This window comes from Mycoplasma sp. 6934 (assembly GCF_055523595.1).
On sequence record NZ_JBVFVE010000001.1, the window covers coordinates 444362 to 462728 of the forward strand.

The window sequence follows — 18367 nt, forward strand, 5'->3', positions numbered from 1 at the left end:
CTCATGTAGTAAGGAATAAAAATGAATAAAAAAATATTATTGATTGGATCTTTGTTAACTCCTTTAATTACTTTTTCATGTGCACATGTTAGCAGTCATGAGCCCTCAAAACCAGATCCCGGTCCTGTTACACCACTAAAAAAACCTAACATATCTGATTTAGATAAAGGAATATGAGAAAGAGCAAGTGACAATAAGATATTATTAGAGGTAGACCCAACTAAAGAGGCAAATGCTTTTGAGCAAGCTTATGATATGTATAATGCCGTCTATTCTAAATATAAACAATTCACAAAAATAGACATTTTTGCGCCTAAAGATTGGGTCAAATCAAACGGCAGCGAAATAAAAGAAGAACGAAAACAAAAACAATCTATTTATCCATTTAACTTAACATTTTTCCATAATAGTTTTGATTATTTACGAGATAAAAATGTCTTAGAATATCTACCAATTGCAAGTGCAGTTAAAATAACAAATAAAGATCAATTTGATAAATATATAATTAACAGATTTAAAGAACTAAACCCACACGAAGATTTTAATCAAGATTCACAAATTAAAAAATTATTTGAGGAACTTTATTTAGACAATCAAGATGTTTATCAAGTATTGGAAGAAAATAATATTTATATACACAAGACCGGACGGCCAACACACTATCGTTATGACGAAATGATAATTCCTACTTATGATGAAAATCAAGTTACTATTAATATTGTCTATGATTTTTTAATAAGTGGTTCTAGCTATATGGTGGTCCCTACCTCTGCAGAAGTTAATACAAACCCGCCAACATATTGAATAGTTTACTTAATAAAAAAGAGTAATAATATAAAGTATCACCAAATTTTTAGAGAATATGGTGAAAATACGAATCTTACAAACAAAGATTTGAGAAATGGTTCAAAGAAGAATTTGAAAAAAAAATTTCCATAAGTATAATAAAAACATTTGGATCAATTATCCAAATGTTTTTAAATAATTAAAGTATAAATATCTATCCATTTTATTAACTCAATATTTGACAAGTTATTGGTTTATATTTAGTATTACCATAAAATTTTGCTTTTAGATTATTTTAAATATTACAAAAGGAAAAATTTTATTATATAAAAGGATTCTAATTTAATTAATTTAATAATATTGGTAGACATAAAGTAAATTTTAAAAACTTATATATGCTTTATGATTATCTGATTTATATTATGTTAAAATATAAATATGACGAAAATTACAAAAAAAATAACCAAAGCACTCACTTTAGCTTCTTTAAGTATTGGTGTGATACCTTTTATTGCACTTAGTTGCTCTAAAGAACCTGAACTAAAACCAAAACCAGCACCATTACCTAAGCCTCAACCAGACCCTAATCCTCCTTCTGTATCAAACCCTGAGCCATTAAACCCGCAAAAAAATGATCCAGGTACTGGAAAAACTCCTGACCAAGAAAAACCCGTCAAAGGTTCAACTCAATCTCAAGAACCCAAAACTCCTAATACAACAACAAATGAGGAATCTTTAAACATATATGAACTTTGGGATCATGCTGACATCGGGGCAACATTTGATAAATTATTAGATGAATATAAAGCAAAGAAAAATGTTGATAAATTCTTAAAGGAAATGCAAAACTATGGTCCAAATTCAAATACTGAAAATAATTATTATCTTTCAGTTCGAGGGTCTGGCGGAAAACCTGAAACTGCTATTTTAAAATTAAAAGAGGGATTTGATCACACAAAACATAAAGGGACTGTTCCTGATAAAAAGGAAAGATGATTTGCAGTAGAATTTAATGAAACTACAAGAGAACTAAAAATAACTTATAAATATGATCAAAAAGAGTATACTGATACAATAGTTATTCCTGTTGCTAAAAATCCATCAACTACAGATAAACAAGAAGATACACGGGAAGGATCTAACAAAGTTAACAATCTCGATGCCAACACAACAGGATCTAAGAATTTAAACAAGGAACAATTATTATCTAAGCATAATGAAAACGTAAATAAATATAATTTAATTTATGATAATTCTAACAATTACTATGCTTCATTAGAAGGAAAAACGGGGCAAGATTTACTCAATGCTCTTATTAGTTTGCAAAATTCTAATTTAACAAATTTAAATACTAAAAGTTATGATGGTTTAAAATCATTTTACGATCAATATAATGCCTTTAAAGATACTTATTTTGAAAATAATAATTCAATTCTAGATGTTTATTCAGAAAATCCAAATGGTAATGATCCTTATGAGTACTTGACATATAGAGATAACGCTAATTCAAGCGCAAGCAATGAGGGAGGAGGCTTAAACCGTGAACACTTAATTCCGCAATCATGGTTTAATAAAGTTACTCCAACAGTTCATGATGCACATTTTGTATGACCTTCTGATATTAAGGTTAATGCATTAAGAGATAATTATCCACATGGAAATGTAAGTACTACTAGAACCACCACACAAAATGGTTCAAAATTAGGAACTGATGCTAATTCTAAGACGGTTTTTGAACCTGTAGATGCATTTAAAGGAGATATTGCAAGAGCTTACTTTTACTTTATGATAACACACAAAGATAAATTAGTAGCAAACCAATCGCATATCTTTACAAACTCATATTCATCTGATGCTCCATACATACAAAAAGATTATTTTAATTATTATTTAGAATGAGATATTACCGATTATGTGACGAAGTGAGATATTATCCGTAATAACGAAACATATAAATATCAACAAAACCGTAATCCATTTATTGATTATCCTGATTTAATTCTTAAGATAATAGGAGATGATAAAACACCATTTACTAATAGAGGAATATTAACAGATATTCAAGATAAATAATTTACATAAAATTAACGACAACTTCTAAAAGTTGTCGTTAATTATTTGTTTTATTTAAAGTACTTATAAAATTGTTGCGAAATACTTCAATAGCGGGCTGTTCAAAAGGATTAAGTCCTAATAAATAAGCATGCATAACTAAAGCATTATGAAAAAAAGTGAATAAAGCCCCTAAGGTTTGTTCATTGTATGAATCAAATTTTAATAAAAATGTGGGAGTATTATTTTTTGTATCGTAAATATCATATTTTAAGATATCATATGTTGGTTCTAACACGATTTTTTGTTCAAGATTATTTAAATAATTTAATAAATCATATTTTTTATGGCTCGTGTTGATTATTAACGAATTAAGTGGATTATTACATATTAACATAGTTTGAAAAAATATTTTATTTTTTTGGTTTTTGTCTTTTTGCGAATTTTCGTTATTATAGTAATTAACATTGGGCCAAGTGCCTTTGCCTTCTTTACCTAATGAATTGGCTATTAGTTGCTGAATTCAAGAGGTAAATGATTTAAGTCTTGGTTCTGAATATATAATTTTTTCAATTAAATAATTTTGTTCTGTATTTAAAAAATGACGCGAAGCAGCATATAAATATGCCTGGTTTTGGGTAAGTTTAGGATTATCTAATTCTTCTTGCATATGTGCTGCAGATTTAAGCATTAAAGCCACATCAACTCCTGCACACATTAATGGGAATATACCAACAGTAGTAAAGATAGAATAAAATGTTGGTGTTTTATCTGGTATTTTAAAGCTTGTATAATTATTTTTTACGGAATATTTAAATAACTGCCCTTGTTCATTTTCAGAAATTGTTACTACATAAGAAGAAGCATTAGTTTCTTCTTTTTTTGTTAAGATATTATGGACTTCTTTAAAGTTAAATAATGTTTCAATAGTATTTCCTGAATGAGAGATTACAATAATGGCAAATTTTGTTTCATTTACCAAAGACAACTTATGAATTAATTCATCTGTTGATAAATCACTTGATAGGAATAATAATTTTATATCTGGTTCATTATATGTATAATCTTGAAACATAAAATCATAGGCTGCTTTAATTCCAAGAGTTGATTCACTTGCACCAATAACTATAACAGTTTTAACACCATTTCTTTTTCATTCCTGAGCTTTACCGTGCATTTTTAAAAAAGTGTCTTTATCATAATTGCTTGGGTAATTTAATCATTTTAAAGACTCTATTTTTGCGTTATTTTGTTTTTTTATTTCATAATGGATTTGTGAAATCTTATATTCAAGATATTCTAAATCTTTTAAGGGTCTTAAATGAGAATTTGTAACATCTAATTCAAGTTTTTCCATATTTCCTCACTATAATGTTTAATTTAATATATTATAATGAAATTCAAATAGATATTTATAAATTTTTAGCTTTTTCACCTAAAATGTGGCATTTACGGCAACGAGCTTCATATTCGCTATCTCCAAGCATATTTAATTCTTGGTTATTTTCCTTGCGGAAACTAAAGGCTGCATCTGATTTACATACTATGCAAACAGCTTTAAGTTTTTTAACTTCGTCTGCAATTGCTAAAAGGCCAGGAGTTACACCAAATGGGCGACGCAAAAAATCCATATCCAAACCACTTGCTGTTACTCTAACTCCATTTAAAACTAAATGGTCAATAACTTCAAAAATGCCTTCATCTAAGAAGTTAATTTCATCAATTGCAACACTTTTATATTTCGCATTTCAATGATCCAAGATTTCTTTAGATTTTTTAATTACTATAGCTGGGGTTTGTGCTCCAGTTCGGCTTACTACTTTTTGGGCATCAAAACGTGTGTCAAAAGACGGTTTAAAAACTAAGGTTTTAATTTCGGCTATTTCAAGGATTTTAATCCGTTTTAATAATTCTTCTGTTTTTCCTGAAAACATTGGTCCAGTAATTAATTCTAAAGTTCCTTCTGGTTTTTTTAATCTCATTATGTTTTCCTCCATATTTTTAAGTTAGGCATATATCTTACCACCAAATTAAAAATAGAGCACAAAATAATGAAAAAACTTATAACGTCAATATGACTAAGTAGGAAATAACTTAATTTATTTGTTTTCTTATTTTTTTTGCTAAAATAAACACCTAATAAATACAGAATAGGCAGGTAATAATTATGTTAATTGGAATCAGCGGAATGATTAGTAGTGGCAAAAGCACTTTAACTACTAAATTGCACAAGCATTATAAATCTTCATTAATGCTTGAAGAATATGACCAAGATAATGTGGTATTTAATCAGTTTTTAGAATGGTTATACCAAAAACAACCAAATTTAACAATGTCATTTCAAACATATGTTGTTGAAAATCATACAACTAAATTAAATGAGTTAATTGCTAAATTTAAAGAACTTGGTAAAAATTACAAAAACGATCATATATTTTTAGATCGTTTTAGCATTGAACATTACATTTTTGCAAATGTAAATTTAAGGCCAAAAGGACAATTATATTTAAAAGGATACGACGCCTTATTTGAAAACTTAATTACAGATCAAGAAACTCCTCATTTAGCTATTTATTTAGATGTTAGTTATGAAACTTTTGAAAAGAGGCTTTTTGAACGTGGGCGAGCAGTTGAAATAGATAATTATCACTCTAATAAAAGTTACTTTGAAACTTTATATAACTTTTATAAAGAATCATTTGAAAACCAAGCTAAAAAATATAATTTAAATTATGTAATAATTGATACAAATAACTTAACTGAACAAGAAGTTTTTGAAAGAGCAATTCAAATAATTGATAGTTTTGATCAAAGCAAGGTGGTTATTTAATTATGGTTATTGCAATTAGTGGCATGATTGGTTCAGGCAAAAGCACCCTAGCAACTAAATTAAGTAAACATTATCAAAACTCTCACTTAGTTGAAGAATTTGCTAATGATGATCCTGTTTTTAATTGTTTTTTAAAATGATTATATGAAAAAGAGCCCAATATTGATATTGCTTTTCAATCGTATATTATTGAGTCATTAACGGATACGTTTTTAAAAGAGGAAGCGACATTTTTAGATAAATTCAAAGATCATAAAAATGGTTTTATGATTTTAGACCGCTTTAACATTGAACATTATATTTTTGCTGTTATCACTTTAGAGAAAAAAGATCCGAAATATCTTAAGGCTTTTGATGCAATGTTTAAATATATTGTAGATAGTAATTTAAACCCAGATCTAGCAATTTATTTAGATGCAGATTACGATACTATCAAGGATCGAATTTTAAGAAGAGGACGCAGCGTTGAAATAGATAATTATGATGCAAATGAAACATATTTTCAAAGACTTCGCGAGTTATATAAACCATTATTTATTAAGTTATGTGAATTTTATAAAATACCATATAAAATTGTAAATACGAATAATAAAAGTGATTGAACTGTTTTAGATGAGGTTACTAAAATAATTGATGAATGGGGAACTACAGAACTAAAACAAAAACCTAGTTGCTTAGGCAATTAGGTTTTTAATGTTTGATTTTTAAGTAATAATATGTATTAAGTAGTGAGTTAAGTTTTTCGCTAACCCCAGAAACACGTTTATGGGTTATAATTCCTTCTTGGTCTTTTACTTCGTAGATATTAATAGCTTTTTGGTCATAGGTATTATCATCATCAATGAAATAGTTCCTTTTGACTAGTTCATAATCAGCGATGTTACTTGGTGTATAGTTGACAAACCCAAAGTTTTCTAAATTTTGGTATTTTTCTAATAATAGTTTGTTAAAAGCTTCATTATCAAAATCAATATGTGAGAATAAATAGGCTATTTTATTGATAAATTCTTCAGCTTTAAGAGTAGCAGAATCATCTAGAAATGATTCAAAGATCACCTTATAAATTTGGTTTTCCCTTAGCTTATTAGATACAAAATCATTGAATTTTGCCAAATCACTATCTTCAAGTTCCTTATCTAAAGTTTGGGCATAAAGTTCTACTAATTCGGTTTTAAAATTGTTAAATGCAGTTTCGCTATGATTGTTAGGTAAATCTAATGAGTTAAAACTTTGAATAAATTTATCTCTAAAAGCAACATTTAAATATTCATCATATAAGTTACGCATGACTGTTGTTGAATTGTTTGCAGTATAAGGAGCTTCGATATTAGCATAGATTGTTTCACGTAGTGTTTTATATAAAGTATTTTCTGTGCTTACTGATAAATTATTTGCAACAACTAATCCATCTACTAAAAGTATGTTTTCACGAAACTTATGCACTTGAACAGTTCCATCTGGAATTGGTATTTGATTACCTCGTTCATCAGTAGTTAATAATTCATTATCTTCTGAATAGTAAGCGTCTAATGCATCGCCATTATACATTAAAGCGGCATTTACATCTTTTCGTGTAACATCTAATAAGGTTCTCAAAACTTCGAGACCATCTCCATTAAATGAAAAGATATCACTTTCGATAGGTTTACCAGTTGAATGCTTAATTAAATTTAAAAAACTATTTACTAAATCTTGATAATTTTCACTAGTAGTTATTTGTCCATATTTTGACTTAAGTTCATTATTTTCAATATGATATGGTGATCCATAAAGCATGTTGACACGTACCGCATCAGTAATTAAAAGATTTTCATAACCATTTTTAGTTGTTGTATTTAAGATATTAAAAAGGGAATTATATGCAGTTTGCATTTCTAAATTATTTAAATCACTATTTTTAATTAACTCAGAATAATTATCTTTTAATTTTTGTTCAAAATCTTCAATTGGTTTTTTAGTGTTTTTTAAAGGATTAATTGCAATTACACCATCTTGTTGATAATAAGGTACAAAATATTCTCAAAGGTGTTTTGATTCAGCATATGGGTTATTATTTGCATCATGAGTTAATTCAACATCATAGCTTTCCAAATGCTTAAAAACAGTAGGTGTATATATTTTTTGTAAGATATTTTTTAATTCTTGTTTTGATTTAATTGGTTCTTTAAGATCTAACAGTTTTTCAAAATTAATTTTTTGAATAAATCCACGTTTAATTAAATCAATAACTTGAAAATCACTTCCTATACCCGCAATTGCTTTGTTATTATTTAATGCAATCGTAAATTCATCTACTTCGTTAAATTCTTTATAATCAAAATCTTTATTAATGCGATCTTCGTTTGGCTTACTAATGTATGATTTATAATTAAAAAATGCAGGCCTAAATGGATAATTAATTTTAAGTCCAACAAATAAAGCAATAATTATCCCGAAAATAATACTTAAGGTTATAATAAAAATTTTTTTTATATTTTTATATTGAAAAAAATTTTGTGTGTGTTCCATCATTCTCCATATTTAATATTTATCTTAAGCTACTCTAAAATTTTTACAATATTTTAATATATTTTTATATTTCTAAAAATAAAAAAGAAAATATTTTTGAAAATATTTTCCTTGGTATCGATAAGCCGTGTTCTGTACATTATAAATGCGCTGATAATTTATCTAATATGCATTTAATGCATATTCTCCGAAATTGTTCAGTTTCTATTCGAAGTTCCCCTACCAAATTTGGGTTTCTAGCTCATGGAGTTTACCCGTTTCACAATTCTCGTCTCTGTGGCACTAGTCGTTTGAACTTAAGCTTCTTAGGCTTAACATGAACACTACCAACATCGCAGCTGGTGCTAGCACGGACTTTCCTCTACTATTTTTGGTTAAATAGCAGCTATCAGCTGATACTTTAATAATAATACCATAAATAATTTGTTTTGTAAACAATGTTATATAATTAATTTATGAATAAAAATATTGTATTTTTGATTAAAAAACATTATCAAAAGATTTTTTCAATTATATTTATATTAATTTTGATAATTAATACTTTATATTCTTTTGATTATAAAACATGAATATGAACAGGGGAAATTTCAACTTGAAAAAAAATAATTGGTATCAGTGTTTCGTTATCGGCTATTTTAGGAGTTTTATCAGTTATCTTTTTTGCTTTACATAAAAATATTGCCTATTTATTAGGAATTTCAAATGCAATTTTATATGCATTGTTTGCTTTTTCATGAGGTTTAGCAATAGATGGTTTTATTAATTTTATAATTTATATTCCAATTATGTTGGCAACATGATATAAAACAACCCGTATTAAAAATCAAAATAAATTATTTGAATCATTTCGCTCCAATATATATTCAACATCATTTTTTATTATTTTAACAATTTGTTTAACAATAATTTTTTATTATTCAAATCCCGAAGTAAACAAACTAGTAGTTAAGTTGTTGGGTGAAGAAAAGGTCGAAAGATACGGTAGCAATTTTAATTATTTTATTGCAGGCAATATTTTAATATCATTAATTAATGCTTTATCAGTAGTTGCCTTAACAATGATGGTTATGGGCTTTAGAGATTCATGAATAATTTGAATTATTAAAAATATTTTCTCATTCATCTTTTTTGGTGGAATTGGATTTATTAACATTACAACTTTATTAATAAATATTATTTACATGATTCTTTCAATACATTTATTTTTCATTACAACTAATAAAAAAACAATTTCTGTAGCTTTTAGTGGTTGGTATGGTATAAATGATCTTAAAGTTTTTTTTGATAAGAATGGTTTTACAGTATTTAAACCTGAACTTGTTAATACAAACATAAACAATCTTAGAATATATCGCAACCTCCTTAACGAACTACTTAAAATTGTAAAAAAATCGCAATTTAATGATAGAATTATTTTTAATTATTACTTGCTTGATGCAATTTTATTGCTTGACAAAATTGAAATTAATAATTTCAGTGATAAAATAAAAGTAATATTTTTAAAAAACAAATACAAAATTTCGCTTGCTATGCAGCAAAAGTTAGATATTATGTTTGTTTCGTCTTCTTCAAAAAATTATTTATCTTACAAAAATAAAAGATTTTGAAATTCTTTTTTCAAAGAAGTTTTATATCTTGATGAAGCAGATAATAACAATATTATTATAAATAAACTCAGTGAATTATTGCAAGAGGAACAATTAACAAATTTTAAAAAAATATTTTCAAGAAATAAACAATAAAAATAGCGGCAATCTATAATACAGATTGTGGCTATTTATCATCTTTAAAGCTTAATAATTTATCTCTATAATATTCATATTGTTTTTGTCTAAGGTTTATTTCTGCTGGTAAACCTTTAGTTAAATCATTTGTTAAGTCAGAGAATTTATCTAGGATTTCAACTATTTTGTTTTGAATTTGAAGGGGAGGGAGAGGTATAAGAATTTCCAAAATATCAGGCATATGTGGATGCTGGATTCCTGCACCCCTGTAATAAGATTCAATTAAATCTAATTTATTATTTAATACATAATATAAATATTTTATGTTTAGTTCATTACTGTCTCTAGGTAATGCAATTACATTACCCCCAGTAATGAATTTACCTTTATAATATTGCACTATGGCATTGCCACCCGTTGGAAGGTAAATTACTTCTTGCTCATCAACATATTTGCTAACTTTTGATTCGTTAGCAAATATGTTGGTTTTATTAGTAGTTAAGATTTTAATTGTACCTTTATCATCTGCTAAATCTTTTAGTTCTTTAGCACTAAAATATTTTTTGTATTTATAAATATCTTGTTGTTTATGAGAAGCAACATCTTGAAACTTTTTGTTTCAAGTAGTTATTTCTCATAAAGGTTTATATTTAACCTCATACCCAAAGTTAACTAGTTCAAAACCAAAGACATATTCAAATAATTTGGCTAATCCCGGATTATCTTCTCTCTCTCTCTCGATATCATTAATATTAAATGATAATAAGAGATCTCTATAATATTCATATTGTTTTTGTCTTAAAGATATTTCAGAAGGTAAGCCAATTTTGAGATCATGACAAATTTTCTCAAAGTTATCCAATACTTCTGCAATGCGGTTTTGGACTGGAAGAGGTGGAAGGGGAATTTTAATTCCAGCCATAACATTGCTCATTAGTTTGGCATTACCCATTCCGATATTTACATGTTCTTTTGTACGGATGGATAATGCATAATATAGGTATTTTATATTATCATTAGTTTTAAGGTCTAATAATCCACAAATATTAGTAATATTAAATTTACCATTACGATAAAATACTGTTCCAGCATGTGCTCCGTCTGTGGTCCAGGTAATATATTCTCCATCGTATTGGTACGTATTAATTTTGCCAAGTTCACCATTATTTTCAGTTTGCGATGAATATACTGGATATTCTCCTGGGTTATCTCTAATATAATCCTTAGAGATAACAATTCCCCTGCTTAACTTGAATAATTCATCGATTCTTTTATACTCAACGTTAACTTTTGAATCATCAAAAGTTAATAATTTATCTCTGTAATACTCATATTGCTGCTTACGGTATCTAAGTTCTGTTGTAAGTTCTGTTGTAAGTTCTGTTGTAAGTTCTGTTGTAAGTTCTGTTGTAAGTTCTGTTGTAAGTTCTGTGAAATTATCAAGAATTTTAACAATTTCATCTTGGACCGCGCGGGGCGGGAGGGGAATTAAGATTTCCAAGATCTTTGTCATGTCAGGGTGTTTAATGCCAGCACCCCGATAATAAGAACTTATTAAGTCAAGTTTATTAAGAAGAACATAGTATACATACTTAATATTTATTTTATCTGGATCATTTGATTTTCCAATTAAATTACCACCAGTTATGAATTTGCCATTGTAATACTGTACAATTGCATTTCCTCCTGTAGGTATGCAAATGATCTCTGCTTCGCTTATATACTGTTTTATATCATCTTCATTAGCATATAAATCACTTTGGTTAGTAGTTAATATTTTAATTGTTCCATTATTACTTGCTAAATCTTTTAGTTCATTAGCACTAAAATATTTTTTGTATTTATAAATATTTTTTTGTTTATGTGATTCAACATCTTGAAACTTTTTGTTTCAAGATGTTATTTCTCATAATGGTTTATACTCAACACCACCTGGACATAATTCTTTAATTAATTTTTCAATTTTATTCATAATGATTCCTTTAATATATAGTAATTTAATTGTAGCAGAAAATAGTCATATTTATACTGCATATTATTGTTTATAACTGCCACATAGTTTTTTTAATTTGTAAAACCAATATCACAAAAAACAAAATATGCTTTTTGGAAAAGTCGCTTGCAAGTTTTTTGCATGTGACATTTCCATTTAATAAAAAAATAAAATATTTGCAAAAACAAGGACCAAGTTTTTTTTTTTTTTTGATATAATTTTTATGCTATTAAATGAATAGCAACAGAAAATTTTATTTTTATACATTTATGATAGTAAATTTTGTATTAAATATTAAATGCATAATTTACATTGAAAGGAATTTATAACAAAAACAACTATTTCAAAATTTTTTTTAAAAAAAGCAACTATAGTGGGGTGTTTTTCTGCCACGTTAGTGGGTGCTCCCTTAGTTTTTGCTTCTGCTTTTAGCATTAACCAAAAGCAAATACAAGACGAAATTAACATACCAAAATCAAGCATTAATATATCTCAAAAGTTAAAAGATATATTAACTGAATTTGTGTTTACCAATAATTCTAATTCTGAATTATCTCCAGAAATAGAAAATTTAGTAAAAGATTTAATGGAACAATCAATGGATGTGAATGTTTCGAAAGAAGAGTCAAGAAAGGCTTCTCTTTCTCTAATTCATGAAACAAAAGAAAAATTTAAGGATAAGGAAGTCTTAGAAGAAGCATGATACCACTGATTTCCAATGGCCTTCTGAAAAAGTGCATACTATGCTTTAAATAGTATTGATGCGTTTTTAAGTTTAATAGGATCGCTATTTTCGCATCTACCATTATCGCTAGATGCCTTAGAAGCTTATGGTTATTATGCTATGGGAAATCTTCCTGCTGCGACCAAGAAAACAGCTTGAATATCAGCTAAATTAATTGTTTCGATGAATGCAAACAATACAAAAGTCGATTCAACAATATCTAACAGCGCACTACTTGATACAATTGAAAAGATGTCAGATGCAACATCATTTTTAGAAATAATAACAACTTATTTAAAATCATTGGCTTCTAATACTGCATTTTATTATTTAAATAATCAATTCCAAAGTGTTATAAATAGTCTAAGAAGTAGTTTAAACATTTCAAAGTTAAAAGCTTGGGCTAATTATCTGTACTACAGTAGATTATATTGAGGTAATTAATGAAATTACTTAAATCTAAAAGAATTGGAAAAATTATTGTTAGTTTATCGGCAACTAGTATTCTTCCAGTTGTTGTATCTTGCTCAAATAACAGTTCTGATATTAATGCTTTTATAAAATCATACAATGATAATGAAGCAAAACATTCGTCAGTTTTTGAAACAATTATTAAAGTTCCAGGTCGGGGAGATGTTTTAAGTTCATATTTGAGTTTTACATCTACTTTTCTTACAAAAGAAAATAATATAGCATACTTTATAGCAAGTAGGCCAAATATTGATACTATTAATCAAAAAGAGGTAGAAATAACTCTAGTGAATACAAATCTGTTACCCACTCATTCTCCAACGTATTATTTTGGTGGTAAAGTGAAATTTAATGTTATACACTCTACAGATAATTATTTTATTTATTCATTGGATGAAAAACAATTATCAACAGATATTCAGAAAAAACCAATTGATGTACGTTGAACCTTATCGCAACCTTTGTTAAAAGAACTGCAACCACAACATAACCTAATTGGTGGTTTTGATGCTATTGACGGAACAACACTTCAAAATGACAAGATTATTTCATATACACCAATTCATAGCAATTCACTTTTATATAGACAGCCCTTATTTAGTGTATTTAATATCTTAAAATCAATTGTTAGTCCTACTTCTGAGGTAAAATCAAAGAAAGCTAATGAGTTAGTGTATACAAATCCTGCTTTTATTAACAATCAATTTTTTGGTAGTCCACTATTTTATGACAAGAAAATAGTTGGTATATTAACTAAATATAAAAATAATGAAACTAATCAAAATCAAACCCATTCAGTAACATTCCATCTCTTTACACAAAATGAAATTTCAAATATCAAAAAAGCAATAAACGATGCAAAACTAAAAGGAGGCAATGGTGCTTAATAAGATAAAATTTAAGAATTATATTTTAACAGACACAAAGTACAAATTTGTTTTCTTACTAGCTGCTTTAACAATTATAAAGATTATTCTTGGAATTCTTATATTCACAAGCCTAAAACCTACAAGCCTACAACCAGATTATTTTGCTGGTGATAGAGTTCTAAGGTACCCAGAAGGATATATTGAGCTAGTAAACACAAATGAAAATTGGCTGCAAGCAGGTAATTTGCCTACTGACAACTCAACTTTATTATTCTTATTTGCTATAATTATAGGTATATCATCTTTAATTATAAGAATTACATTAGCTGTTAAATTAAGAAACGATGCAAGGTTTACTGTTTCTGGGTTTAGTTTAAGTCTTTATAGAACTCTACTTATTTGTTGGCCAACGTTAGGTATTATTAAATTAATATCTAAATCTTACTCATTAGGTACAGGATGAACTACTGAACAACTAATTAAAAAATGGAAAATACTCAATATTACTCGTGATACAATGGCTGTTTTACTTGGTATGGGTGTAGTTATATTGGGAATTTGAATAATAAAAACAACTTATGCACTTACCGGAGGAAATCCTGGTATTAGTGGTGCTTCGTTTGCGTTGTTTGTAATTATCTTAATTATTGCATTAGTTTTATTTATAGTATTTGTTGCACTACTTCCTGTAGTTTTAATTAGTGCTTATTCTGCTGAAGTTTATAACGAAATTAGAATTAAAACACAAAGTAATTGAACTGTGGCTGGTTTTGTATTTTTCATGCCATTTCCTTTCATAAAAGCATATTATAATATTGAAAAACTTAAAAAACAATTAAAAGATGAAGAACAAGAAATTGAAAATACTGAAATTACAAACAAGTTATTTTACAGTGATTCAATTTTCAAAACTTCATGACATATTTTTTCTTTTGTTTCATTAATATTTGCCATTATTATAGCAATTTCAAAAATTTCAGGTTTAAAGCATTCAGTTTTAGACATGCTAATAATTTGATGAATCTTTGCATCATTTGGTTTTTATCTTGTATATACAGTTCCAAGATATATCTCAAGTTTTGTATTAATTAAAAAACAAAAAAATAGCATAAAAGCTTTATATATTTTAGATATTTTTATACCTATTGTATCTATATATAATATAATTAAATACCGGAAAGAGCATAAATTCTTAGTATAAAATAAACAACTTCCTTATTTTAATGGGGAAGTTGTTTTTAATTAATAGTCATTTTGAAAATCATCTAAAGATTTCTATATCAGATATATTTCATTAAATAAAAAATATAATAATATATTTTTTTGTAATTACTAATTTTTGGTTATCAGACAACTTAAAAATTTATTCCAATAAATAACCACAAGCATATAATTTTAAACAACAATGATAAATTATATTTGTCATGATATTGTTTAGTTAGTTATTTTTTTTAATGAATTAGTAAGTGCTGAAACAATTGTATTACTAAATAGTTTAAAGAATGGGGTTAGTTTACCATTATTAATTTTTTTACCTAAGTAAATTCCTATAATATTGTCTTTATATATTAGTGGTGAGCCAGAAGCTCCACTATTGTATTCAATGTCTTTGACAAATAACAAATTTGGTTCTAAAAATTCACTTTCTTTTTCTTTAAGGTAAAAAAATAAATTATGTGAACTTTGATTAAAATTATCATCTAACAATGTTACAAAACCAAGGCTATACAAAAAGTTTATTTGAGTTATTTTATTTTCAAAAGAATTAAAATTTAAATTTTTAGTTATCGTTATATTATCAAATTCATATGTTTTATTTATTGTGAATATAGCGATATCTTCATCTTTATTATCATAAATAATAGCTATTTTAGAATTTAAATTTATTTCTTTTTTTATGTCATAAAACTGTATCAATTTAACTGATAAGTTGTACACTTTAGATTCATTTATATTTAAAGCTTTAAATGAATGTGATGTGGTTAAGAAAATCAATTCATCTGCATCTTCTTTAATTAATGTACTTGTAAATGTTGTTTTGATTTGATTATTATTGTAAATATTTACGTTAAATACGTTTTTCTTGACATCATTAATTTGATTTGCAGTAATTATATTTGTGGAACAAGATATTGCGGTAGTGAAGCAAAAAACACTAGTGGTAAAAAACATAAAAATATTTCTAATTTTTGCTTTTTTCATACTTATATATTATATATGTAATTGAGAAATTATAGTAAGAATTTCTCGCTGAGTTAATAAACTTATTTCTGTTCTAATTTCTAATCTATATCAAAATGAAAAGAAGCCGATAATAATGATTTTGGACATAAAATATAAGAATTATAATTTTATATTTAAATATAGTTTCCAACTGGAATATCTATTTATAATATTCTTCAGTATTGATAATAATAAGCATTTTTGGTTTAAAATGTACCAATCTTCTAATATTTTAGAAGCGGATTTCCTTGTGTTGTCTTTAAGGATCTTTAAAACTCTGTTATAATAATTATACAATTATCTAGAAGAAAGTTATTAATCATATTTATGGAATTTACAAAAAGAAAATTTTATTATTTAAGTATTTTATGTGGTCTTGGAATTTCTTTTCCATTAATTTTTACTGCCACAAAACCAATAACTCAAAATCAGGTTCAATCTGAAATTAAGCTAGATTCGGGTTCTGTTGATGAAGCACAAAAACTAAAGGATTATTTAATTACTATTGTTTTTGAAAATAACGATAATAATAAAGAGGTGTTTAATATAATTGAAGATATTGTCAAATCGTTGATAGAAGCAAAAACTAAGAGTATGATATCAAATGAAGTAGCACACTTAGCTACATTAACCCTTATACAGGAAACCAAAATAACCTTTAAAGATAAGATTGTTCTTGAAGAAGCTTGATACCACTGATTCCCAATGGCTTTTTGAAAGGGGGTTTATACTGCTGCTCCTTTAATTCATTTAATTAATTGAAATGTTTACGTAGGTGGCGAAATTATCAAACATGCTGCGCCATTATCTATAGACTTTTCTGAAATGTATATGAAATATAAAACTGGGGATATGAAGAGTCTGTCATTAAAGGTTGCACTTGTAATAGTTAAATTATTGGTGGCACTAAATAAAGTTGAATCAAGACTTGTTGACGATATTGCATCAAGTGTTATTTTTGACACAATTCAAAACACTATAAATAAAGGTGATGCAAGCAGTCTTGTTTTCTCAATTTTAAAATCTCTTAATTTAACATTGTTCCTTGATCAAGTAAAATTAAATAAAAATGTTGATATAGTTGTAAATACTATTACACAACAACTTACTACTGCATATGACACCTTGAAATTTAAATCTTTTATGAAATATATGTATTACAAAGCTTTATATGAAGGAAAATAAAATATGTATATAAAAAGATTTATAAAAAAATTATCACTAGTTGCAATGCCTGCCATTTCTTTCCTTTCTGTTAGTACAGCATGCACTAAGAGTGATATTGTTGGGCTAGGAGAAAATGAGAGAGTTTACAAAGAAAATAAGGAAAAGCATGATTCAATTTTTGAAACTATTTTACAATTGCCAAATTCAAATCCAAAAGATATTAATTCATATAAAACATTTACGTCAACTTTTTTAACGAGAAATGATGATAATTATTACTTTTTAACTAGTAGAAATGATTTAAATGATGTTAATCAAAATGAACTAAATATAAGTCTTGCAACTTTGAAGACAAATAATCCAAAACCTTTTTACTTCTTAAGTGGTAAAACTCAATTTAATATAGTTTTAAAAGACGATCATTATTTGGTTTATTCAATCCAAAAAACAAACTTATCAAGCAATTGAAATAATAGAGTTATTAAGGCTCCAAACCATGGTAGTTCACCTTTTTTATACGAAATAAGTCAAAATAATGCTCAATTAGAAACCTTAAATTTTGCTAATACTTCCAAGATATCTAAAAATGATATTTTATCATATACACCAATAGATAATCATATGCTTGTAACTTCCCAGGCTTCTTTTGTAAATTCTAAAACTTTTAATTCGCTTAAGTCAATTATTTCGTCTTTATCAGAAGAGGTTGCTAGAACTGCAGATAAACTATCATATAAAAACCTTTCTTATATTAGCAATCAATTCTTAGGTAGTCCATTATTCTATAATAAAAATATTATTGGTGTTTTGAGTTCATATAAAAATACTAAAAATAACCATGTAACAATGAATATAGTTGATTTTTATATATTTACAGATCAGGATATTAAAAATATAAAAAATGCAATAAATATGGATGGAGTATAATGTTCACGAAATTTAAATTTAAGAATAATGTATTGTCTGAGCAAAACTATAAACTCCTTTATAAAATTGCTTATATTATATTATTTCAAATTT

Annotated in this window: 15 protein-coding genes and 1 other RNA gene; 10 read left to right on the plus strand and 6 right to left on the minus strand. The window is 26.6% G+C overall.

What is annotated here, in order from left to right:
• The first annotated feature begins 21 nt into the window (after positions 1–21).
• Positions 22–939: a hypothetical protein gene (locus AC0B4S_RS01970; RefSeq protein WP_465101448.1), complete on the plus strand. Its 918-nt coding sequence runs from the start codon at positions 22–24 to the stop codon at positions 937–939.
• Positions 940–1224: 285 nt separating this feature from the next.
• Positions 1225–2859 carry an endonuclease gene (locus AC0B4S_RS01975; protein WP_465101449.1) on the plus strand — a complete coding sequence of 545 codons (1635 nt, stop codon included), beginning with the start codon at positions 1225–1227 and terminating at the stop codon, positions 2857–2859.
• 37 nt (positions 2860–2896) lie between these two features.
• Here the strand turns inward: AC0B4S_RS01975 and AC0B4S_RS01980 are convergent, their stop codons facing one another.
• Complete coding sequence (locus AC0B4S_RS01980; RefSeq protein ID WP_465101450.1) at positions 2897–4195, minus strand: glucose-6-phosphate isomerase; 1299 nt, start codon at positions 4193–4195, stop codon at positions 2897–2899.
• 55 nt (positions 4196–4250) lie between these two features.
• A complete protein-coding gene (locus AC0B4S_RS01985; protein ID WP_465101451.1) occupies positions 4251–4820 on the minus strand; it encodes a thymidine kinase in 570 nt (189 codons plus the stop codon).
• Positions 4821–5005: 185 nt separating this feature from the next.
• Here AC0B4S_RS01985 and AC0B4S_RS01990 point away from each other — a divergent pair, with 185 nt between their 5' ends.
• Positions 5006–5668, plus strand: coding sequence for a deoxynucleoside kinase (locus AC0B4S_RS01990; RefSeq protein WP_465101452.1), 663 nt, complete (start codon positions 5006–5008; stop codon positions 5666–5668).
• A gap of 2 nt (positions 5669–5670) precedes the next feature.
• A complete protein-coding gene (locus AC0B4S_RS01995; RefSeq protein WP_465101453.1) occupies positions 5671–6354 on the plus strand; it encodes a deoxynucleoside kinase in 684 nt (227 codons plus the stop codon).
• 4 nt (positions 6355–6358) lie between these two features.
• Here AC0B4S_RS01995 and AC0B4S_RS02000 read toward each other — a convergent pair whose 3' ends face one another.
• Positions 6359–8176, minus strand: coding sequence for a hypothetical protein (locus AC0B4S_RS02000; protein WP_465101454.1), 1818 nt, complete (start codon positions 8174–8176; stop codon positions 6359–6361).
• Positions 8177–8292: 116 nt separating this feature from the next.
• Positions 8293–8576: RNase P RNA component class B (rnpB, locus tag AC0B4S_RS02005), an RNA gene on the minus strand.
• 76 nt (positions 8577–8652) lie between these two features.
• Between rnpB and pnuC the strand changes: the two genes are divergently transcribed.
• Entirely contained in the window at positions 8653–9918 is a 1266-nt protein-coding gene (pnuC, locus tag AC0B4S_RS02010; RefSeq protein ID WP_465101455.1) for a nicotinamide riboside transporter PnuC, read from the plus strand.
• Between the two features lie 31 nt (positions 9919–9949).
• Here the strand turns inward: pnuC and AC0B4S_RS02015 are convergent, their stop codons facing one another.
• Positions 9950–11872 carry a restriction endonuclease subunit S gene (locus AC0B4S_RS02015; protein ID WP_465101456.1) on the minus strand — a complete coding sequence of 641 codons (1923 nt, stop codon included), beginning with the start codon at positions 11870–11872 and terminating at the stop codon, positions 9950–9952.
• Positions 11873–12191: 319 nt separating this feature from the next.
• Between AC0B4S_RS02015 and AC0B4S_RS02020 the strand changes: the two genes are divergently transcribed.
• The 3 genes from AC0B4S_RS02020 to AC0B4S_RS02030 are packed head-to-tail and all read left to right on the plus strand — an operon-like array spanning position 12192 to position 15158.
• On the plus strand, positions 12192–13061 hold the full coding sequence (locus AC0B4S_RS02020) for a hypothetical protein (RefSeq protein WP_465101457.1): 870 nt from the start codon (positions 12192–12194) through the stop codon (positions 13059–13061).
• Positions 13061–13975 carry a hypothetical protein gene (locus AC0B4S_RS02025; protein ID WP_465101458.1) on the plus strand — a complete coding sequence of 305 codons (915 nt, stop codon included), beginning with the start codon at positions 13061–13063 and terminating at the stop codon, positions 13973–13975. Before AC0B4S_RS02020 ends, AC0B4S_RS02025 begins: the two co-directional genes overlap by 1 nt.
• Positions 13965–15158: a hypothetical protein gene (locus AC0B4S_RS02030; protein ID WP_465101459.1), complete on the plus strand. Its 1194-nt coding sequence runs from the start codon at positions 13965–13967 to the stop codon at positions 15156–15158. The genes AC0B4S_RS02025 and AC0B4S_RS02030 overlap by 11 nt, the downstream gene beginning before the upstream one ends.
• Positions 15159–15391: 233 nt before the next feature.
• Here AC0B4S_RS02030 and AC0B4S_RS02035 read toward each other — a convergent pair whose 3' ends face one another.
• Positions 15392–16159: a hypothetical protein gene (locus tag AC0B4S_RS02035; RefSeq protein ID WP_465101460.1), complete on the minus strand. Its 768-nt coding sequence runs from the start codon at positions 16157–16159 to the stop codon at positions 15392–15394.
• A gap of 348 nt (positions 16160–16507) precedes the next feature.
• Here AC0B4S_RS02035 and AC0B4S_RS02040 point away from each other — a divergent pair, with 348 nt between their 5' ends.
• Positions 16508–17365 (plus strand): hypothetical protein, encoded by an 858-nt coding sequence (locus AC0B4S_RS02040; protein ID WP_465101461.1) that lies wholly within the window; start codon positions 16508–16510, stop codon positions 17363–17365.
• Between the two features lie 3 nt (positions 17366–17368).
• Positions 17369–18274, plus strand: a complete 906-nt coding sequence (locus AC0B4S_RS02045) for a hypothetical protein (protein ID WP_465101462.1) — start codon at positions 17369–17371, stop codon at positions 18272–18274.
• The last annotated feature ends 93 nt before the right edge of the window (positions 18275–18367 follow it).